Source organism: Allobosea vaviloviae, from assembly GCF_001298265.1.
GTDB classification, from domain to species: Bacteria; Pseudomonadota; Alphaproteobacteria; order Rhizobiales; family Beijerinckiaceae; genus Allobosea; species Allobosea vaviloviae_B.
This window is the reverse complement of record NZ_LGSZ01000022.1, coordinates 222,604-248,983: the sequence shown is the minus strand read 5'-3', so window position 1 is coordinate 248,983 and position 26,380 is coordinate 222,604. Positions and strand designations below refer to the sequence as shown.

At 66.0% G+C, this 26,380-nt stretch carries 27 protein-coding genes; 12 read left to right on the top strand and 15 right to left on the bottom strand.

Annotated elements, in window-relative coordinates; genetic code table 11:
• Positions 1-72 precede the first annotated feature (72 nt).
• From coaD to AE618_RS29025, 3 genes are all read right to left on the bottom strand, one after another.
• Entirely contained in the window at positions 73-573 is a 501-nt protein-coding gene (gene coaD, locus AE618_RS05055; RefSeq protein WP_054208021.1) for a pantetheine-phosphate adenylyltransferase, read from the bottom strand.
• A gap of 86 nt (positions 574-659) precedes the next feature.
• On the bottom strand, positions 660-2,786 hold the full coding sequence (locus tag AE618_RS05050) for a methyl-accepting chemotaxis protein (RefSeq protein ID WP_156330106.1): 2,127 nt from the start codon (positions 2,784-2,786) through the stop codon (positions 660-662).
• An 83-nt stretch (positions 2,787-2,869) separates the two neighbouring features.
• The gene (locus AE618_RS29025) at positions 2,870-2,992 is read right to left on the bottom strand and encodes a hypothetical protein (protein ID WP_282568488.1); all 123 of its coding nucleotides are present in this window, start codon (positions 2,990-2,992) and stop codon (positions 2,870-2,872) included.
• 148 nt (positions 2,993-3,140) lie between these two features.
• On the opposite strand from AE618_RS29025, the gene AE618_RS05045 reads away from it, so the two are divergent.
• Together AE618_RS05045 and AE618_RS27820 are read left to right on the top strand one after the other, a co-directional pair.
• Positions 3,141-5,024 carry an ABC-F family ATP-binding cassette domain-containing protein gene (locus AE618_RS05045; RefSeq protein WP_054208020.1) on the top strand — a complete coding sequence of 628 codons (1,884 nt, stop codon included), beginning with the start codon at positions 3,141-3,143 and terminating at the stop codon, positions 5,022-5,024.
• 152 nt (positions 5,025-5,176) lie between these two features.
• On the top strand, positions 5,177-5,728 hold the full coding sequence (locus tag AE618_RS27820) for a hypothetical protein (protein ID WP_197280675.1): 552 nt from the start codon (positions 5,177-5,179) through the stop codon (positions 5,726-5,728).
• 49 nt (positions 5,729-5,777) lie between these two features.
• On the opposite strand, the gene AE618_RS27815 is transcribed toward AE618_RS27820, so the two are convergent.
• From AE618_RS27815 to AE618_RS05020, 5 genes are all read right to left on the bottom strand, one after another.
• Positions 5,778-5,927: a hypothetical protein gene (locus tag AE618_RS27815; RefSeq protein WP_156330104.1), complete on the bottom strand. Its 150-nt coding sequence runs from the start codon at positions 5,925-5,927 to the stop codon at positions 5,778-5,780.
• 105 nt (positions 5,928-6,032) lie between these two features.
• Entirely contained in the window at positions 6,033-6,212 is a 180-nt protein-coding gene (locus tag AE618_RS05035; protein WP_054207931.1) for a hypothetical protein, read from the bottom strand.
• Positions 6,213-6,287: 75 nt separating this feature from the next.
• A complete protein-coding gene (locus AE618_RS28400; RefSeq protein ID WP_054207930.1) occupies positions 6,288-6,707 on the bottom strand; it encodes a hypothetical protein in 420 nt (139 codons plus the stop codon).
• Positions 6,704-7,156, bottom strand: a complete 453-nt coding sequence (locus AE618_RS05025; protein WP_054207929.1) for a DNA polymerase III subunit chi — start codon at positions 7,154-7,156, stop codon at positions 6,704-6,706. The genes AE618_RS28400 and AE618_RS05025 overlap by 4 nt, the downstream gene beginning before the upstream one ends.
• A gap of 50 nt (positions 7,157-7,206) precedes the next feature.
• On the bottom strand, positions 7,207-8,700 hold the full coding sequence (locus tag AE618_RS05020) for a leucyl aminopeptidase (protein WP_054207928.1): 1,494 nt from the start codon (positions 8,698-8,700) through the stop codon (positions 7,207-7,209).
• A 164-nt stretch (positions 8,701-8,864) separates the two neighbouring features.
• On the opposite strand from AE618_RS05020, the gene lptF reads away from it, so the two are divergent.
• The 6 genes from lptF to AE618_RS04990 are packed head-to-tail and all read left to right on the top strand — an operon-like array spanning position 8,865 to position 16,717.
• Entirely contained in the window at positions 8,865-10,052 is a 1,188-nt protein-coding gene (gene lptF, locus AE618_RS05015; RefSeq protein ID WP_054208019.1) for an LPS export ABC transporter permease LptF, read from the top strand.
• A complete protein-coding gene (lptG, locus tag AE618_RS05010) occupies positions 10,052-11,140 on the top strand; it encodes an LPS export ABC transporter permease LptG (RefSeq protein ID WP_054207927.1) in 1,089 nt (362 codons plus the stop codon). Before lptF ends, lptG begins: the two co-directional genes overlap by 1 nt.
• Positions 11,141-11,198: 58 nt before the next feature.
• Positions 11,199-13,730 carry an LPS-assembly protein LptD gene (locus AE618_RS05005; protein WP_248310748.1) on the top strand — a complete coding sequence of 844 codons (2,532 nt, stop codon included), beginning with the start codon at positions 11,199-11,201 and terminating at the stop codon, positions 13,728-13,730.
• Between the two features lie 42 nt (positions 13,731-13,772).
• Positions 13,773-14,822: a 4-hydroxythreonine-4-phosphate dehydrogenase PdxA gene (gene pdxA, locus AE618_RS05000; protein WP_432704488.1), complete on the top strand. Its 1,050-nt coding sequence runs from the start codon at positions 13,773-13,775 to the stop codon at positions 14,820-14,822.
• Positions 14,819-15,667 carry a 16S rRNA (adenine(1518)-N(6)/adenine(1519)-N(6))-dimethyltransferase RsmA gene (gene rsmA / locus AE618_RS04995; RefSeq protein WP_054207925.1) on the top strand — a complete coding sequence of 283 codons (849 nt, stop codon included), beginning with the start codon at positions 14,819-14,821 and terminating at the stop codon, positions 15,665-15,667. The genes pdxA and rsmA overlap by 4 nt, the downstream gene beginning before the upstream one ends.
• A 60-nt stretch (positions 15,668-15,727) precedes the next feature.
• Complete coding sequence (locus AE618_RS04990; RefSeq protein ID WP_156330103.1) at positions 15,728-16,717, top strand: Bug family tripartite tricarboxylate transporter substrate binding protein; 990 nt, start codon at positions 15,728-15,730, stop codon at positions 16,715-16,717.
• 14 nt (positions 16,718-16,731) lie between these two features.
• Here AE618_RS04990 and gmk read toward each other — a convergent pair whose 3' ends face one another.
• From gmk to fabD, 7 genes are all read right to left on the bottom strand, one after another.
• Positions 16,732-17,385: a guanylate kinase gene (gene gmk, locus AE618_RS04985; protein ID WP_054207924.1), complete on the bottom strand. Its 654-nt coding sequence runs from the start codon at positions 17,383-17,385 to the stop codon at positions 16,732-16,734.
• 6 nt (positions 17,386-17,391) lie between these two features.
• Positions 17,392-18,273 carry a YicC/YloC family endoribonuclease gene (locus AE618_RS04980; RefSeq protein WP_054207923.1) on the bottom strand — a complete coding sequence of 294 codons (882 nt, stop codon included), beginning with the start codon at positions 18,271-18,273 and terminating at the stop codon, positions 17,392-17,394.
• Positions 18,274-18,396: 123 nt separating this feature from the next.
• The gene (mltG, locus tag AE618_RS04975; RefSeq protein ID WP_248310747.1) at positions 18,397-19,779 is read right to left on the bottom strand and encodes an endolytic transglycosylase MltG; all 1,383 of its coding nucleotides are present in this window, start codon (positions 19,777-19,779) and stop codon (positions 18,397-18,399) included.
• Between the two features lie 198 nt (positions 19,780-19,977).
• Positions 19,978-21,249 (bottom strand): beta-ketoacyl-ACP synthase II, encoded by a 1,272-nt coding sequence (gene fabF / locus AE618_RS04970; protein ID WP_054208016.1) that lies wholly within the window; start codon positions 21,247-21,249, stop codon positions 19,978-19,980.
• Between the two features lie 57 nt (positions 21,250-21,306).
• Positions 21,307-21,540 carry an acyl carrier protein gene (locus AE618_RS04965; RefSeq protein WP_054207921.1) on the bottom strand — a complete coding sequence of 78 codons (234 nt, stop codon included), beginning with the start codon at positions 21,538-21,540 and terminating at the stop codon, positions 21,307-21,309.
• Positions 21,541-21,799: 259 nt separating this feature from the next.
• Positions 21,800-22,537, bottom strand: a complete 738-nt coding sequence (fabG, locus tag AE618_RS04960; RefSeq protein WP_054207920.1) for a 3-oxoacyl-[acyl-carrier-protein] reductase — start codon at positions 22,535-22,537, stop codon at positions 21,800-21,802.
• Positions 22,538-22,583: 46 nt separating this feature from the next.
• Positions 22,584-23,528, bottom strand: coding sequence for an ACP S-malonyltransferase (fabD, locus tag AE618_RS04955; protein WP_054207919.1), 945 nt, complete (start codon positions 23,526-23,528; stop codon positions 22,584-22,586).
• Between the two features lie 346 nt (positions 23,529-23,874).
• Between fabD and rpsF the strand changes: the two genes are divergently transcribed.
• From rpsF to rplI, 4 genes are all read left to right on the top strand, one after another.
• Positions 23,875-24,336 (top strand): 30S ribosomal protein S6, encoded by a 462-nt coding sequence (gene rpsF, locus AE618_RS04950; RefSeq protein WP_054207918.1) that lies wholly within the window; start codon positions 23,875-23,877, stop codon positions 24,334-24,336.
• A 3-nt stretch (positions 24,337-24,339) separates the two neighbouring features.
• The gene (gene rpsR, locus AE618_RS04945) at positions 24,340-24,585 is read left to right on the top strand and encodes a 30S ribosomal protein S18 (protein ID WP_038367644.1); all 246 of its coding nucleotides are present in this window, start codon (positions 24,340-24,342) and stop codon (positions 24,583-24,585) included.
• Between the two features lie 162 nt (positions 24,586-24,747).
• Positions 24,748-25,704 (top strand): DUF2232 domain-containing protein, encoded by a 957-nt coding sequence (locus tag AE618_RS04940; RefSeq protein ID WP_054207917.1) that lies wholly within the window; start codon positions 24,748-24,750, stop codon positions 25,702-25,704.
• A 53-nt stretch (positions 25,705-25,757) separates the two neighbouring features.
• Positions 25,758-26,321 (top strand): 50S ribosomal protein L9, encoded by a 564-nt coding sequence (gene rplI, locus AE618_RS04935; RefSeq protein WP_054207916.1) that lies wholly within the window; start codon positions 25,758-25,760, stop codon positions 26,319-26,321.
• Positions 26,322-26,380 lie beyond the last annotated feature (59 nt).

Sequence of the window (26,380 nt, the reverse complement as noted above, 5' to 3'; positions counted from 1 at the left end):
AGACACCATCGCTCCGGGTAAAATGCAAACCAAAATCCGCGGGATGTGAACGAGGCCGGGACAAACCCGGCGTCAGCGCTGCGCGAATCGGGCCTTGAGCGCCGGCAGCACGGCGGCGGGGACGAAGGCTGTGACGTCGCCCCCCATCGCGGCGATCTGGCGCACGAGCGTCGCGGTGATGTGTCGGACAGCCGGGGACGCCGGCAGGAAGACCGTCTGGATGTCGGGTGCCATCACCGCATTCATGCCGGCCATCTGCATCTCGTAGTCGAGATCGGAGCCGTCGCGCAGACCACGGATGATGATGGTGGCACCAGCGCGGCGCGCCGCATCGACCGCAAGATCGTCGAAGGTCACGACGTCGAGCGCAGCGCCCGTCCCCGCCAGCAGCGGCGCGGCGACCTCGCGCAGGAGGTCCCCGCGCTGGTTCGCGTCGAGCAGCGGCGCCTTGCCGGGGTGGACTCCGATTGCCAGCACGAGCCGGTCGCAAAGCGTCGCGGCCCCGGCGATGACGTCGGCATGGCCATTCGTGACGGGATCGAAGGAGCCGGTGTAGAAAGCGGTGCGTGTCATCATGCCAGCGTTAAACGCTGGCCCGGCGCGCGACAAGCGACAGGTACAAAGCCTGCGCGCGCTCGGCCTGGGCTGCGCGCTCGGCCTTAAGCCGCGCGGACCTGCACGATGAAGTCCGCGACGCGCGATTTGAGCGAGTGGGCGAGTTGCGTGAGTTCGCTGGACGCCCTCGATACGGCTTCGGCGGCATCCGAGGTCTGCTGCGACGCGGTGGAAACAAGGCTGGTCGCCTCACCGATGCGGCTGAATTCGCTCGTCGCCATGCCGACATCGGAGACGATGGCATGCGTCACGCCGTGCTGGCGCCGCATCGTCTCGGCCGAACGCCTGACGGCCTCGCTGAGGTCGCCGATCATGTCGCGGATTCCCGTGATCGCCTCGACGGTCGCGGTCGTCGCCTGGTTCATTGTCCCGATCTGTCGCGAGATATCGTCGATCGCACGTGCGGTCTGGCCCGACAGGCCCTTCACTTCCGAGGCGACGACGGCAAAGCCCCGCCCGGCCTCGCCGGCGCGGGCTGCCTCGATCGTCGCGTTGAGGGCGAGCAGGTTGGTCTGGGCGGCGATCTCGGAAATCAACCCGATGACATCCGACACGCGCGCGGCGCCGGCGGCCAGCTGATCGACCACGGCACCCATCTGGTCGGCATGATCCTTGGCGGAGCGGGCCGACATGTCGGAGGATTGAACGTCGTCGTCGAGTTGATCGATCGCGAGCCGCAATTCCTGCACAGCGCCCTCGATGGAACGGATGCTCGCGACCGCGCGCGAGGCCGAGCTGTGGACAGTGCAGGCATTCGCCTGCGTCTGCCTCGCGCCGCTGGAGAGTTCCTGCGCCGTCACGCTGAGCTGCTCCGCAGCCGCCGAAACAGCCGCCGTCACGCCGAGTATCGACCGTTCGAGATCGCTTGCCAGGTCGGCCAACAGGATCGTTCGCTGGGTTCCCGCTTCCCGTTCGCGCTCTTCGCGCTCACGCAGGCGCTCGGCTTCGTCCTTCAACATGTTGGCCCGAATCCGCGAGACGGCGGCGGCGATCGCCCCGATCTCGTCGCGCCTGTTTTCGGCCGGAATGCGCTGGTCGGTGCGGCCCGCCGCTATGCCGGCCAGCGCTTCGGCGAGACCCGCGATCGGCTGCGCCACCGACAGCCCCAGCAGCAGCGCCACCAGAAGCAGCGGACCGAGTACGCTCAGCCCGCCGATGATAATGGCCCTGTCGAGCTTGTTGACCACCGCGAAGGCCGCGCTCTCGGGCTCCGACAACCAGAGCAGCCAGGCGCCGTCGCCGACCTTGATCTCGCGGCCGGCTGCGACGAGCCGCTCACCGTCGCGGCTGGTCAGTTTCAGCAACGCTCCGCCGGCTTCCGCCAGCCGGCTTCGGTCGAGCGTGCCTGCGGGCGCCGTCCCGGCGCGGCGCGCGGCCGGGTCGGAACGCATGAAGCCGTCCACGCCGACGACATAGGTCATGATGCCGTGGGACATGCCTGCGATCGAGGCCAGAGTGTTGTCGATGAAGGCGGTGCTGACCGAGACCACGATCGTGCCGACAGGCTCGCGCGAGGTCGGATTGTAGAAGCGCTGAGCCAGGAAGGCGCGGGGTTCGCCGCCGACCAGGTCATAAGGCGCAAAATCGAGGATGACGGGCATGTCGTCGCTCGCTGTCGCAGCTGCGGCGACGACTTTGGCGAAACCGGTGTCTACCAGGTCGGGCTCAGTGACAAGGCGGCCGAACTCCGGCCCCTTGGTGACGCTGTAGACAACGCGCCCCTTCGGCGAAACGAGGTAGATGTCGGCATAGTCGAACTCCCGCAGCGCCGCGAGATAGGTGTCGTGCATCGCCTCATGGCGCTGCAGGTAGCCATGGCTCTGCCCGGCACCGGAGCGCTGCGGGCGCTCGGCACGATCGAACGCGCCGTCCCCCTGGAAGTGCCCGAGGATGGCCCTGCGTTCGTCCGGCAGCTCCATCCACCCTCTGATCTCGTCGAGCGAGGACACTTGGTAGGCGCTGCGGGCCTGGACGGAGAGTTCGGCGCCGAGTCGCTGCCAGCGTCGCTCCAGCGCCCTGGCACGCCCGTCGGCGAGGACACCGAGACGCTCCCTGACAGCCTCCTCGGCCCAGATCGTCACCGCCCGATACCCCGAGAGTCCGACCGCGAGCACGGCCAGGCAGGCCAGCAAGAGCATGGCAGCGGGAAGTCTGACTCTCAGACTGAACAAGGTCCGGAACTCCGGATGCGGCGGCGGATCAGACGAGCGCTAACTACATTGCATCGGAGTTAAATTTGACTGAAGCTTTCGGGTCAGGATGAGGGAACAACAACCGCCAGCGCAGCGATGCTTGCCATGGCGACCGACAGCAAGACCAGCATCGAGGCCGCCACGGAGTGGCGGCGCCGACCGAATGCATTCAGATCAAACAGCATGAAAGTCCCGCCGAATCAAAAGTTCTTGTCTTCCTTTGCGTGAGCGCGACTCCGGGCCAGGAAAGGGCGGGACCGTGGCCGAAACATGGCCGGTGTTTCCGGCGGTTTCGCGATTGCGTTCGGCCCGGCTTCACGCCAAAACCCCGCCATGCTCACGATCAACGACATCACGTACCGTCTCGGCGACCGATTGCTGCTGGACCATGCCAGCGCCTCGCTGCCCGACGGGTCGCGCGTCGGCCTCGTCGGCCGCAACGGCACCGGCAAGACGACGCTGTTCAAGATGATCACGGGCGACCTCTCGCCCGAGGGCGGCACGATCAGCCTGCCCAAGGGGCGGCGCATCGGCGGCGTCGCGCAGGAGGCGCCGGGCGGACCTGAAACGCTGATCGAGGTCGTGCTCGCAGCCGACACCGAGCGCGCCGCGCTGATGACGGAATCGGAAACCGCGACCGATCCGCACCGCATCGCGGAGATCGAGACGCGGCTCGCCGACATGAATGCTCACTCCGCCCCCGCCCGCGCCGCGACGGTGCTGCACGGGCTGGGCTTCGACGAGGCGGCGCAGCAGCGCCCCTGCTCCGACTTCTCCGGCGGCTGGCGCATGCGCGTCGCGCTGGCGGCGGTGCTCTTTTCAGAGCCGGATCTGCTGCTGCTCGACGAGCCGACGAACTATCTCGACCTCGAAGGCACGCTCTGGCTCTACGATTATCTGGAGCGCTACCCGCATACCGTGCTGGTTGTCAGCCATGATCGCGAGCTGCTCGACACCTGCGTCGACCACATCCTTCATCTCGATGGCGGCAAGCTGACGATCTATCGGGGCGGCTACACCTCGTTTGCCAGGCAGCGCGCCGAGAAGCAGATGCAGCTCTCCAAGGCCAAGGAAAAGCAGGACGCCGAGCGCAAGCATCTGCAGGCCTTCGTCGACCGCTTCAAGGCCAAGGCCTCGAAGGCGCGCCAGGCCCAGTCGCGCGTCAAGCGGCTGGAGAAGATGGGCACGATCGACACGATCGTCGACCGCGACGTCCAGCCCTTCAGCCTGCCCGGGCCGGAGCGGCCGCTGGCGCCGCCGATGATCGTGCTCGACAATGCCAGCGCCGGCTATGGCGAGCGCACGGTTTTGTCGAAGCTGAACCTGACGCTTCTGCCCGACGACCGGATCGCCCTGCTCGGGTCCAACGGCAATGGCAAATCGACCTTCTGCAAGCTGATCGGCGGGCGCATGGCGCCGCTGACGGGCACGATGCGGAAATCCTCGAAGCTGGAGACGGCCTATTTCGCCCAGCACCAGCTCGACGAATTGCGGATGGAGGACACGCCCGTCGCCCATCTGCGCGACCTGATGCCCGACGCGCCGGAGGCGAAGGTGCGTTCCAAGGCGGCGCAGATCGGCTTTCCTGCGGCCAAGGCCGAGACCCCCGTCAAGAACCTGTCGGGCGGCGAGAAGGCGCGGCTGATGCTGGGGCTCGCAGCTTTTGGGGGCCCTCACCTGCTGATCCTCGACGAGCCGACCAACCACCTCGACATCGACAGCCGCACGGCGCTGGTCAACGCGATCAACGACTTTCCCGGCGCTGTGATCCTGGTCAGCCATGACCGCTTCCTGATCGAATCCTGCGCCGACCGGCTCTGGATCGTCGGGGACGGCACGGTGAAAAACTTCGACGGCGACATGGAGGACTATCGCAGCCTCGTGCTCGGCGGCGCCAAAGCGGCCAAACGAGAGAAGGCCGCGACCGAGACGACGATGGCAGCCCCCGCCGGCAAGGCCGAGGAGCGCAAGGGCGCAGCCGTCAAGCGCGTCGCGCAGGGGCCGCTTCGCCAGAAGCTCAACCTGGCGGAGGCGAAGATCGCCAAGCTGACCGGGCTGATCGAAAAGGTCGACGGCGTGCTCGGCAACGGCTCGGCCTTCGCCCGCGACCCCGACAAGGCGCGCGAGCTCTCGAAGCAGCGCGCGGTCCTGGCCAAGACGCTGGAGGCGGCCGAGGAGGAGTGGCTGGAGCTGAGCACGGAGCTGGAGAGCGCGTAGGGCGACGTCGGCTGAACTAAAGAAGTCGTGCCCTGATGCCACTGCTACCACGCGCAGGGTCGCTTCCGGATCAAATTAATCTGCTCTAAAGCTACGGCGTCAGCGTTGAGGCTGAACTGCGAAAAGGAGCAGTGGCACGACTCATGCGTCACATGGAGGTTGTTTGGAGAGCAGCGCTCGCAACTACACTCGCTGGCTTTTCACCCATATCGGAGACATTCGCAACCGAGCGCCCGACAATCAATTCGCTCTTTCGTCAAGCTGTACAACAGGTAGAGCGTGAATTTGGACATGAAATTTCTATCAGTCCGATAATTGTAAGCGTCCAAACCTCAAGCGTCGGCAAATTTGGACTTTCCGCAATCGACATGAGTGTTGTCAGAGATGTCGCGGGGCTGAAGTTTGTCTCGGCAGATCGGCGCGGCGCCACTGATGTGGAGTGGAAAGAGGCTATCAGCATCTTGACTGCTATTATTGCCCCAGAGGCCGCCTTCGACGAGAAGCAGCGGGCGCTTGCAGAGCTACAAGATGCCCGGAAAAAGGGCTGCGTGCTAGCCAAGCAGATTTCAAACTCATGGATTATGGCGAGCGGCAATCCGCAAGAAAGTGATAGCTGGTTTGCCTTTCAGATTGGCATGAAGCTCAACGACAAAATTCTCGAACGCCCTGCTCCATTGCCGTCAGCACCGTGCAACGGCCGTTGACGAGCAGCGACCGCCACAAAGGGGCGAAAACCAAGCCCAGCGCTGTCCGTCATCCCTGCCAAGGCTTCACGATGCGGCTAAGCCGGTTGTCGATGAACATATAGATTTCGCGGCCGCCGCCGGGCTCGGCATAGAGGATCAGCGTCTCGATCTGGCCCATGCCGTTCTCGCCGATCAGGACATCGATGCTTAGACCCATGCACCAACTCGCGGGTGATTGCTGCCGGCGGCAGCGGCCCACAGACTTTGCCTTCGAGCTTCGCCTCCCGCCGAGGCACAAAGCTCGAGCGCGCCTCAGCGCCCCCTATCGCAGCTTGGCGATCCCGATTCCGTCGAGCTTGGCGCGATCCTTGATCGATTCCTCGCTGCGGGTCAGCGCCTTGGCGATCGCCTTCAGCGCCATGCCCTTCTTGGCGAGCGTCTTCAGCTTGTCGAGTTCCTCGCCAGTCCACGGTTGACGATGACGTTCGAAACGCTCGGTCACGATCGGCTCTTGCTGTCGAGAGGGAGGCGGATGGGAAGCGGAAGCCCGGCAGTCATCAGGAGCCAAGCCGCCGGCTCACCCCTGCCCCGGCTTCACGATCCGGCTCAGCCTGTTGTCGGTGAACATGTAAATCTCGCGTCCGCCGGGCTCGGCATAGAGCACCTGCGTCTCGCGCTGGCCCTTGCCGCTCTCGCCGATGAGGACGTCGGTCGGGCGGGTGCCCTTGAGCTTGACCAGCTCGCATTCGGTGATGCCTTCCGCGATCAAAGGCGGCAGGGTGCGGCCGGCAGGAGCCTCGGCGCTGCATTCGCCCTCGGGCGTCAGGCTCGCCTCCTGCGTCGCTGCGCGAGCCGGGATGGTGCCCGTCACCGTTGCGGTGCTCGTCGTCGTGGTCGTGCGGCCATCGCGGCTGTCCGAGGTGAAGGCGAAACCGCCCATGTCGACGGCGCATCCGCCGAGCGCGGCGGCGCAGAGCAGCAGAACAGGTAACTTCACGCTTTTTTCTCCCAGCGGCCGGTGTCGTCCTGCTGCCAGTAACTGGCGGCGAGGCCTGACGCCCTGGCCTTCTTCCAATCTTCGCGCGCCGCGGTTAGCGCGTCGGGGTCGTCACCGTCGAATATCAGGACGACGCGCTCATAGTCGGCCATTGCGTCGGGAATGCGGACGCCCTCGGCGCAGATGCGGACCTGCGCGCCATTCGGGTTGTGATCATGCGTGGTCAGCACCACGGGGCTCGTGGCGGCATCGGCCTCCATCGCCGTGACATGGGGCAGGAAGCTCTCGTCGGAATAGCTCCAGAGATGATCGTCGACCGCGCTCAGGCGCTCCTGGCTCGACACCTCCACCACGACCTTCTGGCCGCGCGACAAGGCGCGGTCGAGGATCGTCGGCAGCACCTGCTCGAGCGGGCGCGACTGGAGGTGGAAGAAGAGGATCTCGGCCATCAAATCACTTTGTACCGCATGGGCTTGCGCGCTTCCCCTGCCACAATGATTCAGCCCTCGTAATGTTCCGCGACCAGCCGGTCGAGCAGGCGTACGCCCCAGCCGGAGCCCCAGGAGCGGTTGGTCTCGGAATTGGGCGAGCTCATGCCGGTGCCGGCGATGTCGAGATGCACCCAGGGCGTGTCGTTGACGTGGCGCTGCAGGAACTGGGCGGCAGTGATCGAGCCGCCATGGCGGCCGGCGGCGTTCTTCATGTCGGCGAACTTTGAATCGATCATCTTGTCGTAGGCCTTGCCCAGCGGCATGCGCCAGACCGTCTCGCCGGTCGCCTCGCCCGCCGCGGAGAGCCGCACGGCGAGTTCGTCGCTGTTGGAGAACAGGCCGGCATGCTCCTGCGCCAGCGCGACCAGGATCGCGCCGGTCAGCGTCGCCAGATTGATCATGAACTGCGGCTTGAACTGCTCCTGCGTGTACCAGAGTACGTCTGCGAGAACGAGACGGCCTTCCGCGTCGGTGTTGATGATCTCGATGGTCTGTCCCGAGAGCGAGGTCACGATATCGCCGGGACGCTGGGCGTTGCCGTCGGGCATGTTCTCGACGAGGCCGATGATGCCGATGGCGTTGACCCTGGCCTTGCGGGCCGCGAGCGTGTGCATCAGGCCGACGACGCAGGCCGCGCCCGCCATGTCGCCCTTCATGTCCTCCATGCCGGCACCCGGCTTCAGCGAGATGCCGCCAGTGTCGAAGGTGACGCCCTTGCCGACGAAGGCGACCGGCTGGACGCTGCCCTTGGCGCCGTTCCAGCGCATGATCGCGACGCGGCTTTCGCGGCGTGAGCCCTGGCCGACAGCCAGAAGCGCGCGCATGCCGATCTTCTTGAGCTGCTTCTCGTCGAGGATCTCGACCTCGACGCCGAGCTTCTCGAGCTTCGCGGCCCTGTCGGCGAACTCCTCCGGAAAGAGGACGTTGGGCGGTTCGTTGACGAGGTTGCGCGCCAACTCGACACCGGCTGCGATGGCTTCGGCCGCCTTGAAGGCCTTCTTGCCGATGGAGGGATCGGGAAGGCGCAGCGTCACCGCGATCGGCTCGGCCTCCTCGGGTTTCTTGCTCTTGGTCTTGTACTCATCGAACACATAGGACCGCAGCCGCATGCCCAGCGCGATCTCTGCCGCGTGCTCGGGACCCAGCGGGCCTTCCGGAAGTGCCAGAATCACGTCCGCGCTGCGGCCATGACCGAGGCGGCCGGCAATCGCGCCACCGAGCTTGGCGAAGTCGAGCGTGCCGCGTTCCGACTCGGGACCGACACCGACGGCGATCAGGCGCTCGTAGCCTGCACCGTCCGGCGCCAACAGCGTCAGGCCGGAAAGGGCCTTGCCCTTGAAGCGCTCGGCGGCCGCGCCGCGCGCAAGCAGGCCATGGGCGCCCTCGCCCAGCCATTCCTCGGCCGCCTTGGGCGGCGCCAGCGTATCGGACACCAGGATGACGAGATCCTGCCCCCCTATGGCGTTGAGGGCTTTGATCTCGAGCTTCAGGCGCTGCGACATGGTCGGCTCACGATGTTGCGAGTGGGCTTTGGACGGGGCGAAACGAGACGGCCGCAAACGATTCCTGTTTGCGCCTTGATTGCGCCTATACCATAGGGTCATTTCCGCGAACCACCAGCGCCGGGCCATCCGCCGCTGCCGATACGGAAGTCCCCAGCGTGCTGCTGCAGCGTCTCGACCGCTATATTCTGAAGATGGCGACGATCGCGTCGATCGTCCTCCTGATCGGACTGACGAGCGTGATCTGGGTCACGCAGGCGCTGCGTGAGGTCGATCTGATCACCGGCAAGGGCCAGACGGTGGTGATCTTCTTCACCGTGACGCTGCTCTCGCTGCCGGCGCTGATCGCCGGCATCGCGCCGGTCGCGCTGTTCATGGCGACTCTCTACACGCTCAACCGCCTGAACGGCGATTCCGAGCTGATCGTGATGAACGCGGCCGGCGTCGCGCCGCATCGCATCACAAGACCCTTCATCGTGCTGACCATCGCGGTCTCGCTGCTGGTGAGCTGGATGACGCTGTCGGTGATGCCGACGGGCTTTCGGGTCCTGCGCGACCTGATCACACTGATCAGGGCCGATTTCGTCGCCAATGTCGTCAAGGAGGGCCAGTTCGTCTCGCTCGATTCCGGCATCACCTTCCATTACCGCGAGCGGTCGGGCGATGCGCTGGTCGGCATCTTCATGCAGGATCGGCGCGACCCGAACCAACCCTCGATCTACATTGCCGAGCGCGGCCGCACCGTCGAAGTCGACGGGTCGAGCTTCCTGATGCTGGAGAAGGGAACGATCCAGCGCGAGACCAAGAACACGGACACGACCTCGATCATCTCGTTCGAGCGCTATGCCTTGAACCTCTCGGCACTGTCGGGCGATCCGACCGGCGGAGCGGGCGAAGGCGACGGCGACAAGGTCGTCTACAAACCGCGCGAACGCTCGACCTGGCAGCTTCTCAACCAGGATCCGAACGAGAACTACTACAAGTACCAGGAAGGCCGGTTCCGCGCCGAATTGCACAACCGCCTCTCTGCGCCGCTCTATCCGATGGCCTTCATGCTGATCGCCTTCGCCTGCATCGGCGAGGCGCGCACCACCCGCCAGGGCCGCGCCTTCGCGTTGCAGGCTGCAATCGTGATCGTCGCGACGACCCGCATCGGCGCCTATATGGCGTGGACGGCGAGTGTCCGATCCCCCTTCGCAGCGGTGCTTTTGTATATCCTGCCGCTCGTTGCCATCGCTTGCGCCAGCGCGGTCATCCTCTATGGCCAGCGGCTGAGGCCGTTCCTGTCACGGATGACCGCGCCGCTGCTCGCCCCCCTGGCCGGGCTGACGGCGCGGTTCAGGCGCGCCTGATGCTGCTGACCTCGACCTTCGGACGCTATCTGACGAAGCAGTTCGCCCGCTCGATCCTGGGCGTGTTCGGCACGTTCTTCTTCCTGATCGGGACGCTCGATTTCGTCGAGCTGATGCGGCGAGCCGGCGATTCGCCGGCAGCGACGACGCCGCTGATCGTGCAGCTCGCGCTGTTTCGCGTGCCCAGCGTGGCCGAGCAGATTTTCCCGTTCGCCGTTCTGTTTGGCGGCATGTTCGCCTTGCTGACGCTGAGCCGGAAGCTCGAACTCGTCGTCGCCCGGTCGGTCGGCGTCTCGGCCTGGCAGTTCCTGCAGCCCGCAGCCCTGGTCGCAGGGGTGATCGGCCTGGTCTCGATCCTGGTCTACAACCCCGTCGCGGCCGATCTGAAGCGCAAGGCGACGTCCCTCGAGACGCGGCTGTTCGTGCGGGCCGCCCAGTCGAGCGCAGCACCCGACATCTGGCTGAGGCAGCGCAGCGTCGACGGACAGGCGATTATCCGGGCGGCGGGATCGCTGCCCGACGGCAACGGCCTGTCGCAGGTCGCGATCTTCAGCTTCTCGGCAGGCGGCGGCTTCAGCGAGCGAATCGATGCCAGGCAGGCCGTGCTCCATCGCGGCTACTGGGAGCTGACGGATGCGCGCGTCGTCTCCGCCATGGAAGAGCCACAGACGTACAAGAGCTATCTGTTTGCGACGACGCTGGAGCCCGAACAGGTGCGGCAGAGCTTCACACCGCCCGAGGCCGTCGGCTTCTGGTCGATGCCGGCCGTGATCGAGCGGACGCAGCGGGCCGGCCTCGATACCACCCGATATGAATTGCGCTACCAGTCGCTTATGGCGCGGCCGCTTCTGCTCGTCGCCATGGTGCTCGTGGCAGCATCCGTTTCCTTAAGATTTTTCAGGTTTGGTGGGGTGACCAAACTGGTGATAGGTGGTGTCGCGGCAGGCTTCGTGCTCTATGTTGCGACGCAGCTGTCGGAGGAGCTCGGCTCATCGGGCATCGTCAATCCAATGATCGCGGCGTGGCTGCCGGCAACCATTGGAGCGATGCTGGGTGCTCTGGCCCTCCTCCATCAGGAAGACGGGTAAAACGTACTGTGCCTATGGTTAATTTAGGATTGAGCGCATGCTTCCGGGCGTGACACGCATGGCTCGTTTTGCCGCGGCGACCGCGCTTGCCTCGAGCCTTGCCTATGTCCTGGCATTCGCCGGGAGCGCTTCCGCGCAAACCGCGCCCGCCAAGCCGCAGGAGCGGATGGTCGTCGATGCGCGCGAACTCGTCTATGACAACGACAAGAAGACCGTGTCCGCCGTCGGCGAGGTGCAGATTCTCTATCAGGGCCGCACGATCGAGGCCGACAAGGTCACCTACGACCAGGCCGGCAAGCGTGTCATCGCGACCGGCAATGCCCGCATCACCGAATCGAACGGGACCGTCATCACTGGCGACCGCTTCAACCTGACCGACGATTTCCGCGACGGCTTCATCGATTCGTTGCGCGTCGTGAACCCGGACAAGACCCGCTTCAGCGCACCGCGCGCCGAGCGCACGGACGGCGAAACCTTCATCTTCGAGAAGGGCATCTACACGGCCTGCGAGCCCTGCAAGGACAACCCCGAGAGGCCGCCGCTGTGGCAGGTCCGCTCGGCGCGGATCATCCACAAGAAGGCCGAACAGACCATCTATTACGAGGATGCGCGCCTGGAATTTGCCGGCGTCCCGCTTGCCTACATCCCCTACATGTCGGGACCGGATTCGACGGTGAAGCGGAAGTCGGGCTTCCTGTCGCCGAAGTTCATCAACACCGGACCGCTCGGCTTCGGTGTCGGACTGCCCTATTTCATCAATCTGGCGCCGAACTACGACCTCACGCTCACCCCGACCTACCTGACCCGGCAGGGCCTGCTCGGCCAGGTCGAATGGCGCCACCGACTGGTGAACGGCTCCTACACGGTACGGGCCTCGGGCATCTTCCAGCAGGAGAAGGAAGCGTTCCTCGCGGCACCGCTCGGCGCCGGCGACGACAAGTTCCGCGGCTCCATCGAGACGAACGGCAAGTTTTACATCAATCCGCGCTGGAATTTCGGCTGGAATGCCTCGATGTCGACGGATCGCTGGTTCTACAAGAACTACCGCATCCTCAACGAGAGCCTGAGCGCGACGACCTATCTCCAGGAGGCGATCTCGACCGCCTATCTGAACGGTCAGACCTCAACCGGCTGGTTCGACCTTCGCGGCTATTATTTCCAGCCGCTGACATCGGTGGACTGGCAAAAGCAGCAGCCGGTCGTCCTGCCGGTGCTCGACTACAACAAGCGCATTCACAAGCCGAGCTTCCTCGGCGGCGAGCTGACGTTCAACGCCAACGTCACCCATCTGACGCGCGACGCGGCAGCGTTCCAGCAACTGCCGCAGCAGTCCGCTTTTCTGATCAACGGCACGACGAGCTCCGGTACGGGCTATAACTTGTATGATGGCTGCGCCGTCTACCAGAAGAGCACCTGCCTGGTCCGCGGGCTTGCGGGCAATGTCGCGCGCGCCACCGCCGAGGTCTCATGGCGGCGTAACTTCATCGATCCGATCGGCCAGGTCTGGACGCCGTATGCCTCGGTGCGGGCCGACATCTTCTCGGTCAATCCCGATACCACCGGCTATCCGAACGCCAATGTCCGGACGATCGTCGACACCTCCGACGAGGTCTTCGGCCGCGCAATGCCGGCGATCGGCCTGATGTACCGCTATCCCTTCGTCGCCAAGACGTCCTGGGGCACGCACATCATCGAGCCGGTGGCGCAGATCGTGGCGCGCCCGAACGAGACCAACAGCCTGCGCGTGGCCAACGAGGACGCGCAGAGCCTCGTCTTCGATGCCAACAACCTGTTCGAGTGGAGCGGCAAGTTCTCCGGCTATGATCGCGTCGAGGGCGGCACGCGTGCCAATGTCGGCGCACTCTATACCGGGCGCTTTGGCGCGAATGCCTATGCCAACCTGCTGCTCGGCCAATCCTACCACCTCGGCGGACGCAACTCCTTCGCAACCGGCGATCTCGTCAACACCGGCCTCGATTCGGGCCTGGAGACGGACAAGTCGGACATCGTCGCCCGGGCGCAGATTTCGCCGTTCACGGGCCTATTCTTTACGGGGGCGACGCGGCTCAACCAAACCACATTCGAGACGCAGCGCATCGACGCGGCGGCGACCTATGCAACCAGCGTCGTGACCGCCTCCGTCGGTTATGGACGCTATGAGCCGCAGCCGAGCCTCGGAATCTTCCGCCGACGCGAGGGTCTGTCCCTGAACGGATCGGTCGGCGTGACGAGCAACTGGCGGCTGCGGGCGGGCGTGTTGTTCGACCTCGACAAATACAAATACGACCGCGAGGTGTTCCGCACCCAGTACACCGCATGGCTGGCTTCACCGTCGACGATCGCCATTCCGAAATATGCCAATGGCGGCCTGTTCCAGACGGCATCGACCTCGTTCGGCATCAACTACACGGATGAGTGCACGGTCTTCGACGTCAGCTACTCGCAGAGCTACGCCGACCGCCAGTCGGGCACGACCAAGGATACGCGCACGGTGATGCTGCGCCTGGAACTGCGGACGCTTGGCGAACTCAGCTACTCGCAGAACCTCGACACCTCGTCGACCGGCGACGGCGTGACCTCCAGCCGCTGACCGGAGACCCGCAGCGGCGCGATGGGTGACAGGAACAGACCCATGCGCGCGGAAGCAGTGATGCCCTTGACGGCGAAGCCTTTGGCACCGATTGCCCTGACCCAGGGTGATCCGGCCGGCATCGGGCCAGAACTCACCCTGATGGCCTGGCAGCGTCGGCAGGCGCTGGACCTGCCCGTCTTTGGCTTTGTCGGCGATATCGATCACCTGGGGAGACTGTCGCGGCAGCTCGGCCTGGACGTTCCCCTCGTCGCCTGCGACTGGGACGAGATCGGCCGCCACTTTCCCGACGCGCTGCCCGTCATTCCGCTCGACGAGGCGGTGACCGCGCAGCCGGGACGTCCCGACCCAGCGACGGCGCCCGGAACGATCGCGTCGATCTCGCGAGCGGTCGCGGCCGTGCGACAGGGCCTTGCAGGCGCAGTGGTGACCAATCCGATCGCAAAATCGGTGCTCTACCGGGCAGGCTTCGCCCATCCCGGCCACACCGAATATCTCGCTGATCTCGCCGCCGATGGCGGCACGCCGCCGCTGCCCGTGATGATGCTGTGGTGCTCCGATCTCGCCGTCGTGCCGGTGACGATCCATGTGCCGCTACGCAGCGTGCCGGATCTGCTGACGACGGAACTGATCGTCGAAACCGGCGCGATCGTGGCGCGGGCGCTGAGGCGCAGCTTCGGCATCGCGGCGCCGCGCCTCGCGCTCAGCGGGCTCAATCCCCATGCTGGCGAGAGCGGCGCGCTGGGGCATGAGGATGCGGCCGTGGTTGCGCCCGCGGTCGAGGCGCTGCGCGCGCTCGGCATCGACGCCACAGGCCCCTATCCGGCCGACACGATGTTCCATGCGCGGGCGCGGGCCGGATACGACGCAGCCTTGGCGATGTACCACGACCAGGCCCTGATCCCCATCAAGACAATTGCCTTCGACGAGGGCGTCAACGTCACGCTCGGCCTGCCCTTCATCCGCACCTCGCCCGACCACGGCACGGCCTTCGACATCGCAGGCAAGGGCATCGCCAGACCCGACAGCCTGATCGCCGCGCTGAGGCTCGCGGCGCGGATGGTGGCGCAGCACGAACAGACCGCCCGATGAGCCAGATCGATTCGCTGCCGCCGTTGCGCGAGGTCGTCGAGCGCCATGGGCTGATGGCCCAGAAGTCGCTGGGCCAGAACTTTCTCTACGACCTCAACCTGACCTCCAGGATCGCACGCTCCGCCGGGACGCTCGAAGGCGAGACCGTCGTCGAGATCGGCCCTGGACCGGGCGGGCTGACACGGGCGCTGCTTGCCAACGGCGCCGCCCGTGTCATCGCGATCGAGCGCGACCGCCGCTGCCTGCCGGCGCTGCAGGAGATCGCCGCGCACTATCCCGGCCGGCTCGATATCGTCGATGGCGACGCGCTGGCTGTCGATCTGTCGAGCCGGCTCGACGGAGGCAAGGCCCGGATCATCGCCAACCTGCCCTATAACATCGGGACGCCGCTGCTCGTCGGCTGGCTCAATCTCGACCCCTGGCCGCCATGGTGGACGTCGTTGACCCTGATGTTCCAGCGCGAGGTCGCCGAGCGGATCGTGGCGACACCAGATCAGCGGGCCGATTACGGCCGCCTCGCGGTTTTGTGCAACTGGCGCTGCGAGACGAAGATCCTGTTCGACGTTCCACGCACCGCCTTCGTGCCGCCGCCCAAGATCACCTCGGCCGTGGTGCAACTCCTGCCGCGCCAGACTCCTGAGCCTTGCGACCGGCGCCTGCTGGAACGGATCACGCTCGCAGCCTTCGGCCAGCGCCGCAAGATGCTGCGACAAAGCCTGAAGGCCGTGCTGGCGGAGCCCGGCGCCTGGATCGAAGCGGCCGGGCTGATTGCGACCGCGCGCGCGGAAGAAATCCCCGTGGCAGGCTTTGTGCGTCTGGCGAATACCCTGTCGGAGCACGCCTGAGCGGATCGCGTTGCGAGCCGCGCGGATGCGTTGCCGCCAAACGTTAAAGAGAGCCGCCCCATGTTGCGCATCGCCACGCTGCTGTTGAATGCCTGCCTCTGTATCGCCATGGCGGCGGTTTCTGCGCCTGCCGACGCGCAAAGCCTCGACTTCCCGAGCAAGCCGATCAAGATCATCGTTGGCTTTGCGGCAGGCGGCGCTCCCGACGCACTCGCGCGGATCGTTGCGGAGACTCTGACGCAGCGCTGGCGTCAGGGCGTGACCGTCGAGAACCGCGTCGGCGCCCAAGGCAACACGGCAATGGCTGCCGTCGCGAAGGCCGAGCCAGACGGCCATACGCTCGCGCTGATGCCGGTCGGCAATGCGGCCGTGAACCCGGCGCTCTTTGCCAACCTGCCTTATGATCCGGTCAAGGATTTTGCGCCGGTGACGCAGATTGCGAGCGTCGAGAATGTGCTCGTCGTCTCGGCGTCGTCACGAATCAGCTCGCTGCAGGACCTCGTCGCGCGCGGACGCGCCGGCGCGAACACGCTGACCTATGCGTCGCCCGGCGCCGGTAGCCTGGCTCATCTCGCAGCGGAACTCCTGGCACGCTCGGCCGGCTTCAGCATGACCCATGTGCCCTATCGCGGCGTGGCCCCGGCGCTGACCGACGTCATGCGTGGCGATGTCGATCTGATCGTCGCTCAGCTCTCGACCGCCAAGCCGCTGATTGACGGAGGACAGTTGCGCGCCCTGGGTCTGGCCAGCAGCCGGCGCAGCCCGGTGATCCCCGACTTGCCCACGATCGCCGAGGCGCTCGCCCTGCCCGGCTTCGAGGCCGTGTCGTGGTATGCGCTGATGGCGCCTGCCGGGACGCCGGCTGCGGTCGTCGCCCGGCTGAACGAAGCCGTGGCGCAGGCTGTGCGGTCGCCCGACGTCGCGGCGGCGATGGCAGCGCAAGGGGCCACCCCGATCGGCAATTCGCCGGCAGAACTGGCTGCGGTCATCGCGACCGATACGGCACGATGGTCGAAGCTCGTGCGGGAGGCCGGCATCCAGCCGAACTGAAGCGCGATCCGCCGTTACGGAAGGGTTTCGGTGAGCAGTTGCTCGACGAACTCGCCGAGGCCGATCGCCCGGCTGCGCTTGAGCCGCTCGGCTGCCAGGATCGAGCGAACGGCGTCATAGGCCTTGTCGAGATCGTCGTTGACGATGACGTAGTCGTAGACGGTCCAGCGCGCGATCTCCTCGCGGGCATTGGCGAGGCGCTTGGCGATGACGTCGGGCGCATCCTCGGCGCGGCGCACCAGGCGCGACCGCAGCTCCGCCATCGAGGGCGGCAGGATGAAGATACTGACGACATCCTCCCGGGCGCGCTCCAGGATCTGCTGGGTGCCCTGCCAGTCGATGTCGAAGAGCACGTCGCGCCCTGCCTTCAGCGATGCCTCGACGGGCTTTCGCGGCGTGCCGTAGCCATTGCCGTGGACCTCGGCCCATTCGAGCAGTTCGTCGCGGTCGCGCATTTGCTCGAAGGTTTCGCGATCGATGAAATGGTAGTGCACGCCCTCGATTTCGGAGGGGCGCTTGGCGCGCGTCGTGACCGAGATCGACAGGTCGAGATTGGTTTCGCTCGGCGACTTCGACAGCGTCCGCGTCAGCGTCGACTTCCCCGCCCCCGAGGGCGAGGACATGATCATGATCAGCCCGCGACGGGCCGGGCGCAGAACATCGGCCATCACCACTCACTCCACATTCTGCACCTGCTCGCGCGTCTGGTCGACGACGGTGCGCAGTTCGAGCCCGATCCGCGACAAGCCGGCATCGCCGGCCTTGGCGCAAAGCGTCGAAGCCTCGCGGCCGAATTCCTGAGACAGGAAATCGAGCTTGCGGCCGATTGGCCCGCCCTGCTCCAGCAGCAGGCGCAGCGCCGCGACATGCGCGTGCAGCCGGTCAATCTCCTCACGGATGTCGGCCTTCACGGCCAGCAGCGCAGCCTCCTGATGCAGGCGCTGCGGGTCGAGCGCCTGGCTCGCCTCCAGCAGCGCGCCGACCTGTGCGGCGATGCGCTCGCGGATGGCGTCGACGCTGCGGGCGGGATGCTGTTCGGCCTGTGTGGTCAACCGCGCGATGGTTTCGAGATGGCCCGACAGCACAGCCTCGAGCGCACGCCCCTCGCTGCCGCGAGCCTCCTTGAGCCCAAGCACGACCGCCTCGAGCCCCGCCAGCACCGGCGCCTCGATCACGGTCAGCGTATCCTCGCTCTCCTCCGCGAGTTCGATGACGCCGCGAATCCCGAGCAGCCCGTCATAGGAGGGTGGGCGCACGGTGTCGGAGGCCGGCAGGCGGGCGATGGCCTGCAGCAGCCCCGCCAGCGCCGCCTCGTTGATGCGCGGGCGCGGTGGGCCGGCATCGCTGGTGATCTGGAGATTGACGTGGAGCGTGCCCCGCGCGAAGGCGCCGGTCAGGCGCTTGCGCGCGGCTTCGGCCAGGATTTCGAAACCCGGCGGGACGCGGACGCGGATATCGAGCCCGCGACCATTGACGCTGCGGATTTCCCAGGCCCAGGCGTGGATGGCCACGGTCCCGGCCGCGCGGGCAAAGCCCGTCATGCTCTCAATGGCCATGGTGTCCCGGTCTCCGCCTCAACGCGGCGGGACCCTAGTGGTGGGGGAACCGGGGGGCAAGCGCGCCAGCCGGCGCCGTCGCAGGAAGATGGGGATGGCCGGGCCTTCGGTCGATCGCCATCGTCAAGGCCGCAGCGTGGGAATCTGCTTGGGCGAGTTCAGATCGAACGTCTTGTTCAGCAGCGGGTCGCGCGGCGTCCCCTCCGAGGCATCGAAGGCGCGTGCGCGCGTCCCGGCCGCACCAGCCAGGCTCGCTCCCTGCTGCGTCGGAGCCACACCGGCGCGGCGATTGCCCGGAGCCGGCCAGGTCTCGATGGCTTCTCCTTCCACCGGCTGCTGGGCTGGCGCCTCGGTGCGCGTGTCGGGAGCCGGCGGCGGCTCGACCTTGTCGACAGACGCTTCCGCGGGTGGCTTGCCGGGCTCGCGACGCGTCGACTCGAGCTGGCGCCAGCGGCCGACATTACGATTGTGCTGCTCGAGGGTCTCGGCGAAGGCATGGCCGCCGCTGCCGTCGGCGACGAAATAGAGGTCCTTGGTGCGGGAATGATTGACCACGGCCTCCAAGGCCGCGCGGCCTGGATTGGCGATCGGGCCAGGCGGCAGGCCGTCGATGACGTAGGTATTATAGGGCGTCGCCTGCGTGATCTCGCTGCGCTGAATCGAACGGCCGAGCGTACCCTTGCCGCCGACGATGCCGTAGACGATCGTCGGGTCGGACTGGAGCTTCATCTTGCGGTTCAGCCGGTTGATGAAGACCCCCGCGACGCGCGGCCGCTCGTCGGCACGCCCGGTCTCCTTCTCGACGATGGAGGCCAGCACGACCAGTTCCTGCGGCGTCTTGATCGGCAGGTCGGCGGGCTTGCGCCGCCAGACATCGGCGAGGATCTGGCGCTGGTCGCGCGTCATCCGATCGATGATGCCCTGGCGCGTGAAGCCGCGCGGAAAGCGGTAGGTGTCGGGCAGGATCGTGCCTTCGCGCGGCACCTGGATGACGTCGCCGGTCAACAGGTCATTGTCACGCAAACGCGCCACGATCTGCTCGCTGGTCAAGCCTTCCGGTACCGTCAGCGCATGTTCGACGGCCTTGCCGTCGGCAATGATGTCGAGAATATCGGCCTGGCTCGCGCGCGCCTTGAACAGATATTCGCCGGCCTTGAGCTTGGTCCAATTGCCGCTGACCAGAGCTGAAACGCGAAAAGCCCAGGGGTGCTCGATCATGCCCTCGCGCTGGAGCAGTTCCGCGATCTCGGTCAGACCGCTGTCCTTGGGAATGATCAGGACGCGATCGGACGTCAGCGGACCGGGCGCGCGGCTCTGACTGCCGACCATGGCGATGCCTGCACCGACCAGCCCGGCGACAACCAGCACGGCCGTGAACAACCCGCTCATCATCCCGATGAAAGGGCTGCGTCTGCGACGGCGCGCCTTGGGCGGCGGCGCCGGCGGCGCGACCGGCTTCAACGCCTCGCTGGGGCTCTTGGGGGCGACGCGGGGCGAATGGGTCACGGTTTTAGCGCTCGCACTTCGGACATCATCACGGCACGCCAGGGACGGGCCAGACGGACACGACCCTGAACCCAGTCACTCGGCAGATCGCCAAGGCATTAGAACCGGATTCACGCCGCCTGTGAAAGCGGAATTACCTCCGCCACAGCAGCAGCGCACTCTAATCAACATTATGGCGAAAGCGCGCTGTCTCGCGCCTCAGGCGCCGTCGCGATAGCGTCGCATCACCAGCGAGGCATTCGTGCCGCCGAAACCGAAGGAGTTCGACAGGACGACGTCGATCTTCCGCTTGCGCGCGACATGCGGGACGAGATCGAGATCCGTCTCGACGGAGGGGTTGTCGAGATTGATCGTCGGCGGCGCGATCTGGTCACGAATCGCAAGGATCGCGAAGATCGCCTCAACTGCGCCGGCAGCACCGAGCAGATGCCCCGTCGCCGATTTGGTCGAGGACATGGCAGGCTTCGTCGGCGAATTGGCGAGCAGACGTTCTGCGGCGCGCAACTCGATCTCGTCGCCGAGCTGCGTCGAGGTGCCGTGCGCGTTGATGTAGTCGAGCGCGGACGCAGCGATGCCGGCCCGGTTCAACGCCATCGACATGCAGCGATAAGCGCCGTCGCCATCCTCGGCAGGCGAGGTGATGTGATAGGCATCGCCCGACAGGCCGTAGCCGACGACTTCCGCATAGATGCGCGCTCCGCGCGCCAGAGCATGATCGAGTTCCTCGAGAACCACGACGCCGGCGCCCTCGCCCATGACGAAACCGTCACGGTCCTTGTCATAGGGGCGCGAGGCCTTCTCGGGCGTGTCGTTGAAATCCGTGGACAAGGCGCGGCAGGCGCAGAAGCCTGCGATGCCGAGCCGGTTGATCGCCGATTCGGCACCGCCCGCCAGCATGACATCGGCATCGCCGAGCGCGATCATGCGCGAAGCATCGCCAATCGCGTGCGCACCGGTCGAGCAGGCGGTCACAACCGAGTGGTTGGGCCCCTTAAGGCCATGTTCGATCGAGACATAGCCCGCCGCAAGATTGCTCAGGCGGCCCGGAATGAAGAAGGGTGATAGACGGCGCGGACCGCGCTCCTTGAGCAGGATCGAGGCCTCGTAGATGCCACCGAGGCCGCCGATTCCGGAACCGATGGCGACGCCCGTCGCGATCTGGTCCTCGTAGCTCTCGGGCTTCCAGTTGGCGTCCGTCAGAGCCTGCCGGGCAGCAGCCATCGCGAAGACGATGAAATCATCGACCTTGCGCTGCTCCTTCGGCTCCATCCAATCGTCGGGATTGAAGGTGCCGTCGCTGCCGTCGCCCCGCTGGATGTTGCAGGCGATGCGCGCCGGCAGATCGCTGCAGTCGAAGCTGGTGATGGGGCCGGCGCCACTGGCGCCGGCGAGAATACGCGACCAGGTCAGTTCGACGCCGCTCGCGAGCGGCGTCACCATGCCCAGACCAGTCACGACGACGCGTCGCATCGAGAGACTCTGTGAAACCATGACGCTCTGCTGCGGCCAACCGACCGATAAGGCCGATCAGGCGGTCTTCGACAGGAACTTGACGGCGTCGCCGACGGTCACGATCGTCTCAGCCGCGTCGTCGGGGATTTCGACGCCGAATTCTTCCTCGAACGCCATCACGAGCTCGACCGTATCGAGGCTGTCGGCCCCGAGATCCTCGATGAAATTGGCGCCATCCACGACCTTCTCAGGCTCGACGCCGAGATGCTCGACCACGATCTTCTTCACGCGCTCGGCGACATCGCTCATGGGTCTTTTCCTTGCAGATTGAAAAATACGCAACGCTGGATCGCGTCGCATATGGGGACGTTCACTCCTGAATCCCACCTCACCGAAGCGGTGTCGACGGGTCGGAACTCGAAGCCTGCACAAACGCAACAACCGGGTTCCCGTCAAGCCCCCCCGAACCCTGCATCGCTGCGCGACGGCGCTAGTTAACACACCCGATGAAGGCTGGCGAGAGCGTCCAGAGGCCGATCAGCTTTGTCTGGAAATGCTCTCAACTCTCTCAGATCATTGTCATTCCGCCGTTGACGTGAAGGGTCTGTCCCGTCACATAGGCGGCTTCGGTGCTGGCGAGGTAGACAACTGCGGCGGCAACATCGGCGCCGACGCCGAGACGCCCCATCGGCACGTCCGACAGAATGCCCTCGCGCTGTTTCTCGTTCAGCGCCTGAGTCATCGGTGACTCGATAAAGCCCGGCGCAACGACATTCACCGTGATGTTGCGGCTGGCGACTTCGGCAGCAAGCGCCTTCGACATGCCGATCAGCCCGGCCTTCGAGGCGGCATAGTTGCCTTGGCCGGGATTGCCGGTGGTGCCGACCACCGAGCCGATCGAGATGATGCGGCCATAGCGCCGGCGCATCATCGACTTCACGGCGGCGCGCGAGAGCCGGAAGGCCGCCGTCAGATTGACCGCGATGACGCTGTCCCAGTCCTCGTCCTTGAGACGCAGGAAGAGATTGTCCTTGGTCACGCCGGCATTGTTCACGAGAATATCGAGACCGCCGAGCTTCTCTTCGGCCGCGGGCACGAGCGCTTCGACCGAATCCTTGTCGGCGAGGTTGCAAGGCACGATCACCGCCCGCTCGCCGAGTTCGGTGGCCAGTGCCTCCAAAGCCTCGGCGCGGGTGCCCGAAAGCGCAACGGTTGCGCCCTGGCCGTGGAGCATGCGCGCGATGGCGCCGCCCAGCCCGCCGGTCGCGCCGGTGACCAGGGCCTTCTTGCCCGTCAAATCAAGCATCGTCTCTCCCCTTCGGCATTCTGCCGTCTGTACCCGTTCCGGGTTCTTAGCTGTCCAAGGCCTTGTAACCAGCGATATCGTCGGCCGTTCCGACCGAGATCGGCGTCGCCCCAGCTGCGATGCGCTTGACCAGCCCGGCCAGAACCTTGCCGCTGCCGACCTCGACGAAGCGGGTCACGCCAGCTGCCGTCATCGCCTCGACGCATTCGCGCCAGCGCACCGTGCCCGTGACCTGTGCCACGAGTGAGGCGCGGATGCCGTCGGGGTCGCTGAGCGGTGCAGCGCCGACATTGGCCATCACCGCCACGACGGGCGCCTGCATCGCGACCTGTTCCAGCGCGGCCTGCATGGCCTCCGCCGCCGGCTGCATCAGGGCGCAATGGAAGGGAGCCGAAACCGGCAGAAGCATGGCACGCCGGACCCCGCGCTCACCAGCGAGCACGATGGCGCGATCGATCGCGGCCTTGGCGCCCGAGAGCACCACCTGGCCGCCGCCATTGTCGTTGGCCACTTCGCAGACTTCGCCTTGCGCCGCGTCGGCCGCGATGGCACGCGCCAGATCGAGTTCCGCCCCGAGCAGGGCCGCCATGGCGCCCTCGCCCGCCGGCACGGCCTTCTGCATGGCATCGCCGCGGATGCGCAGAAGGCGGGCGGCATCAGTGATGCTGAAGGTGCCGGCAGCGGCGAGCGCCGAATATTCGCCCAGCGAATGCCCGGCGACGAAGGCCGCGTCGCGCTTCAGGTCCAGCCCGGCTTCCGATTCGAGTACGCGGATCACCGCGAGACTGACCGCCATCAGCGCCGGCTGCGCGTTGCTGGTCAGCGTCAGCTCGTCACCCGGCCCCTCCCACATCAACACGGAGAGCTTCTGAGACAACGCGACATCGACCTCGTCGAAGACAGCCTTCGCGACGGGGAAGTTCTCGGCCAGGGCCTTGCCCATGCCGACGGCCTGGGAGCCCTGGCCAGGAAAAAGGAACGCGGTCGTCATTCGGCAAGCCTCGAATTCAAACGTTTTCAGCGAATTGACGGGGCTGTCACACTGCCTTGGACGCCAAGTCAAGCTTCGAGGCGAGATTTCCGCGCCCGGAACCGCGCTCCGGCACGGATTTCGGTTGCATGACCGCGCCCTAGCCTGTAACGACCGGCTCCTGTTTGTTCGGCCGGAGGCTGAACGGATGGCAGTGCGCCCTCACCGTCTTCGAGATCGCTCCGCAGGCTCCCTATCCTGAGCCGTCATCCCGTGTCTCCGCCTTCGATGAAATCCTGTCGGGCCTTATCCAGGGCTCGGAGGGCTCCGCGCCGAGCGAAACAGTGTGAAACGAGGAAGGCCAACCATGGCATTGTACGAGCATGTTCTGCTCGCGCGACAAGACGTCAGCGCGCAGCAGGTCGAGACCCTTGTCGAGACGTTCAAGGGCATCATCGAGGCGAATGGCGGCTCGGTCCCCAAGGTCGAGTACTGGGGCGTCAAGTCGCTGGGCTATCGCATCAAGAAGAACCGCAAGGCGCATTATTCGCTTTTGAACATCGACGCCCCCTCCGCCGCCGTGCTGGAGATGGAGCGCCAGATGCGCATCAACGAGGACGTGCTGCGCTTCCTCACCATCCGCGTCGAAGAGCTCGAGGAAGGCCAGTCGGCCATGCTCCAGAAGCGCGACCGCGATGATCGCGGCGACCGTTTCGACCGTCCCGGCGGCGGCGACCGCTTCGACCGTGGCGGCGATCGTGGCCCGCGCCGCGACCGTCCTCGTCGCGATGACGAAGGCACCGAAACCACAACCGGCGCGGAGGCCTGATCCATGTCGACTGCATCTGCTGGCGCACGCCGCCCCTTCTTCCGCCGCCGCAAGTCCTGCCCCTTCTCGGGCGAGGGCGCTCCGAAGATCGACTACAAGGATGTGCGCCTGCTCTCGCGCTACATCTCCGAGCGCGGCAAGATCGTGCCGTCGCGCATCACGGCGGTCTCCGCCAAGAAGCAGCGCGAGCTCGCCCAGGCGATCAAGCGCGCCCGCTTCCTCGGCCTGCTGCCCTACGTCATCCGCTGAGCGTATCTGACAATCCCGGCGGCGAGCGATCGCCGCCGGTTTGAACTGCCTGAAATGAACCAGTCGCCCGGTGGTGCAACTTCATCGGGTTCGTTGAGGCAAATGCCTCTCACCCTGCCCGGCCGCTCTAGGCCCGGGAGCAGCGGGACAGCAGGACGAAGAATGATACCGGTTGTCGGCATCGGCGCGGGCCTCGTTGCGGCCCTGCTTTTCTCAGTGGTGATCACCGGATCGCCGCTGGCCGTGCTGTTGTACTCTGCCGCTCCCCTGCCGATCTTCATCGCCGCGCTGGGCTGGAACCACCGCGCAGGACTGGTTGCCGTCGGTGCCGGCGCAGTCGCCGTGGCGATCGCGCTCAGCTTGCCGGCCGGGATCGCCTTCGCCTTCATCATCGCGCTGCCGGCGTGGTGGATCGCCTATCTCGCACTGCTGGCACGGACCGATGCCGCCGGAACCGCCGAGTGGTATCCGCTCGGCAGTCTCATGGTCTGGATCGCAGCGACCGCGGCGATGGCGACGATTGCCAGCGCGCTGGTGATGACGACGGATTACGAGGCCTATCGCTCGGTCATCGCCCGGATCGTCGAGAACCTCCTGTCCGAGATGGTCCGCAGCAAGATGATCAGCCTGCCGCAAGGCACGACGCAAGCCGAGCTTGCGGCGAATGTGACACCACTGCTGGTGCGGGCCGTCCCGCTCGGCATCGGGGCCTCGATCGTCACGACGATCACCGCCAATCTCTGGCTCGCCGCGAAAACCGTGCAGCTCTCGGGCCGTCTGCCGCGTCCCTGGCCCTTCATTCCATCGACGACGCTGCCACGTCAGGCGCTGCTGCTGCTGGTGGCGGGCCTTGCGACCGCCGCGCTGGATGGCTTCGTCGGTCTGGCGGGCGTCGCCCTGGTGGGGGCGCTGCTGGCGACCTTCATGTTCACAGGGCTCGCCATGCTGCACGACCTCTCGCGCGGCCAGGCCTGGCGCACGCCGATGCTGGTCAGCGTCTATGTCGCGCTCGTCCTGATGCAGGCCGTGCTGACGCCGCTGCTGGCACTCGCGGGTGTCATCGACAGCCTTCTCGGCCTGCGCAAGCGGGCTGCCCTGCCTCCACCGCCTTCCACCTGACTTGACCACCAAGACCTGAACACACCAACCGATCTCAAAAGGAGAACAAGACCATGGAAGTGATCCTGCTCGAACGCGTCGCCAAGCTCGGCCAGATGGGCGAAGTCGTCCGCGTCCGCGACGGCTTCGGCCGCAACTACCTGCTCGCCCGCGGCAAGGCGCTGCGCGCCACCGAGGAAAACAAGAAGCGCTTCGAGGGCCAGAAGATCGAGCTCGAGACTCGCAATCTCGAACTGCGCTCCGAGGCCGAGGCCGTCGCCGAGACGCTCAACGGCCATTCGGTCGTGATCCTGCGCCAGTCGGGCGAATCCGGCGTGCTCTACGGCTCGGTCTCGACCCGTGACATCGCCGAGTCCCTGACCGCCGACGGCTTCCACGTCGCCCGCAGCCAGGTGACGCTGAACGCCCCGATCAAGACGCTCGGCCTGCACACCGTCCCGGTCGTGCTGCATCCGGAAGTCTCGGTCACGGTCACGGTCAACGTCGCCCGTTCGGCTCAGGAAGCCGAGCGCCAGGTGCGCGGCGAGAACGTCACCGCTCGCGAGGAGTTCGATCTCGACGATCTCGGCCTCGAGGTCGGCGCAGCGCTGGCGGAAGCCGGCGAGGACGATCGCTGAGATCAACCGGGCTCTTCAGCCGGTTTGGAAGGCGCCGCGAGCCATCGCGGCGCCTTTTT

What these genes read in the sequence shown, in the direction of transcription:
- gmk (WP_054207924.1), bottom strand. Translation starts at nt 17,385, where the DNA reads ATGGCCGATGTTCTGCGCCCGGCCCGTCGCGGGCTGATCATGATCATG.
- fabG (WP_054207920.1), bottom strand. Translation starts at nt 22,537, where the DNA reads ATGCTTGATTTGACGGGCAAGAAGGCCCTGGTCACCGGCGCGACCGGC.
- rsmA (WP_054207925.1), top strand. Translation starts at nt 14,819, where the DNA reads ATGAGCCAGATCGATTCGCTGCCGCCGTTGCGCGAGGTCGTCGAGCGC.
- AE618_RS04965 (WP_054207921.1), bottom strand. Translation starts at nt 21,540, where the DNA reads ATGAGCGATGTCGCCGAGCGCGTGAAGAAGATCGTGGTCGAGCATCTC.
- AE618_RS29025 (WP_282568488.1), bottom strand. Translation starts at nt 2,992, where the DNA reads ATGCTGTTTGATCTGAATGCATTCGGTCGGCGCCGCCACTCCGTGGCG.
- pdxA (WP_432704488.1), top strand. Translation starts at nt 13,773, where the DNA reads ATGCGCGCGGAAGCAGTGATGCCCTTGACGGCGAAGCCTTTGGCACCG.
- coaD (WP_054208021.1), bottom strand. Translation starts at nt 573, where the DNA reads ATGACACGCACCGCTTTCTACACCGGCTCCTTCGATCCCGTCACGAAT.
- rpsF (WP_054207918.1), top strand. Translation starts at nt 23,875, where the DNA reads ATGGCATTGTACGAGCATGTTCTGCTCGCGCGACAAGACGTCAGCGCG.
- AE618_RS05020 (WP_054207928.1), bottom strand. Translation starts at nt 8,700, where the DNA reads ATGTCGCAGCGCCTGAAGCTCGAGATCAAAGCCCTCAACGCCATAGGG.
- AE618_RS04940 (WP_054207917.1), top strand. Translation starts at nt 24,748, where the DNA reads ATGATACCGGTTGTCGGCATCGGCGCGGGCCTCGTTGCGGCCCTGCTT.
- fabF (WP_054208016.1), bottom strand. Translation starts at nt 21,249, where the DNA reads ATGCGACGCGTCGTCGTGACTGGTCTGGGCATGGTGACGCCGCTCGCG.
- rplI (WP_054207916.1), top strand. Translation starts at nt 25,758, where the DNA reads ATGGAAGTGATCCTGCTCGAACGCGTCGCCAAGCTCGGCCAGATGGGC.
- AE618_RS05005 (WP_248310748.1), top strand. Translation starts at nt 11,199, where the DNA reads ATGGCTCGTTTTGCCGCGGCGACCGCGCTTGCCTCGAGCCTTGCCTAT.
- AE618_RS27820 (WP_197280675.1), top strand. Translation starts at nt 5,177, where the DNA reads ATGGAGGTTGTTTGGAGAGCAGCGCTCGCAACTACACTCGCTGGCTTT.
- AE618_RS27815 (WP_156330104.1), bottom strand. Translation starts at nt 5,927, where the DNA reads ATGGGTCTAAGCATCGATGTCCTGATCGGCGAGAACGGCATGGGCCAG.
- AE618_RS05025 (WP_054207929.1), bottom strand. Translation starts at nt 7,156, where the DNA reads ATGGCCGAGATCCTCTTCTTCCACCTCCAGTCGCGCCCGCTCGAGCAG.
- fabD (WP_054207919.1), bottom strand. Translation starts at nt 23,528, where the DNA reads ATGACGACCGCGTTCCTTTTTCCTGGCCAGGGCTCCCAGGCCGTCGGC.
- AE618_RS04980 (WP_054207923.1), bottom strand. Translation starts at nt 18,273, where the DNA reads ATGGCCATTGAGAGCATGACGGGCTTTGCCCGCGCGGCCGGGACCGTG.
- lptG (WP_054207927.1), top strand. Translation starts at nt 10,052, where the DNA reads ATGCTGCTGACCTCGACCTTCGGACGCTATCTGACGAAGCAGTTCGCC.
- rpsR (WP_038367644.1), top strand. Translation starts at nt 24,340, where the DNA reads ATGTCGACTGCATCTGCTGGCGCACGCCGCCCCTTCTTCCGCCGCCGC.
- AE618_RS05045 (WP_054208020.1), top strand. Translation starts at nt 3,141, where the DNA reads ATGCTCACGATCAACGACATCACGTACCGTCTCGGCGACCGATTGCTG.
- AE618_RS04990 (WP_156330103.1), top strand. Translation starts at nt 15,728, where the DNA reads ATGTTGCGCATCGCCACGCTGCTGTTGAATGCCTGCCTCTGTATCGCC.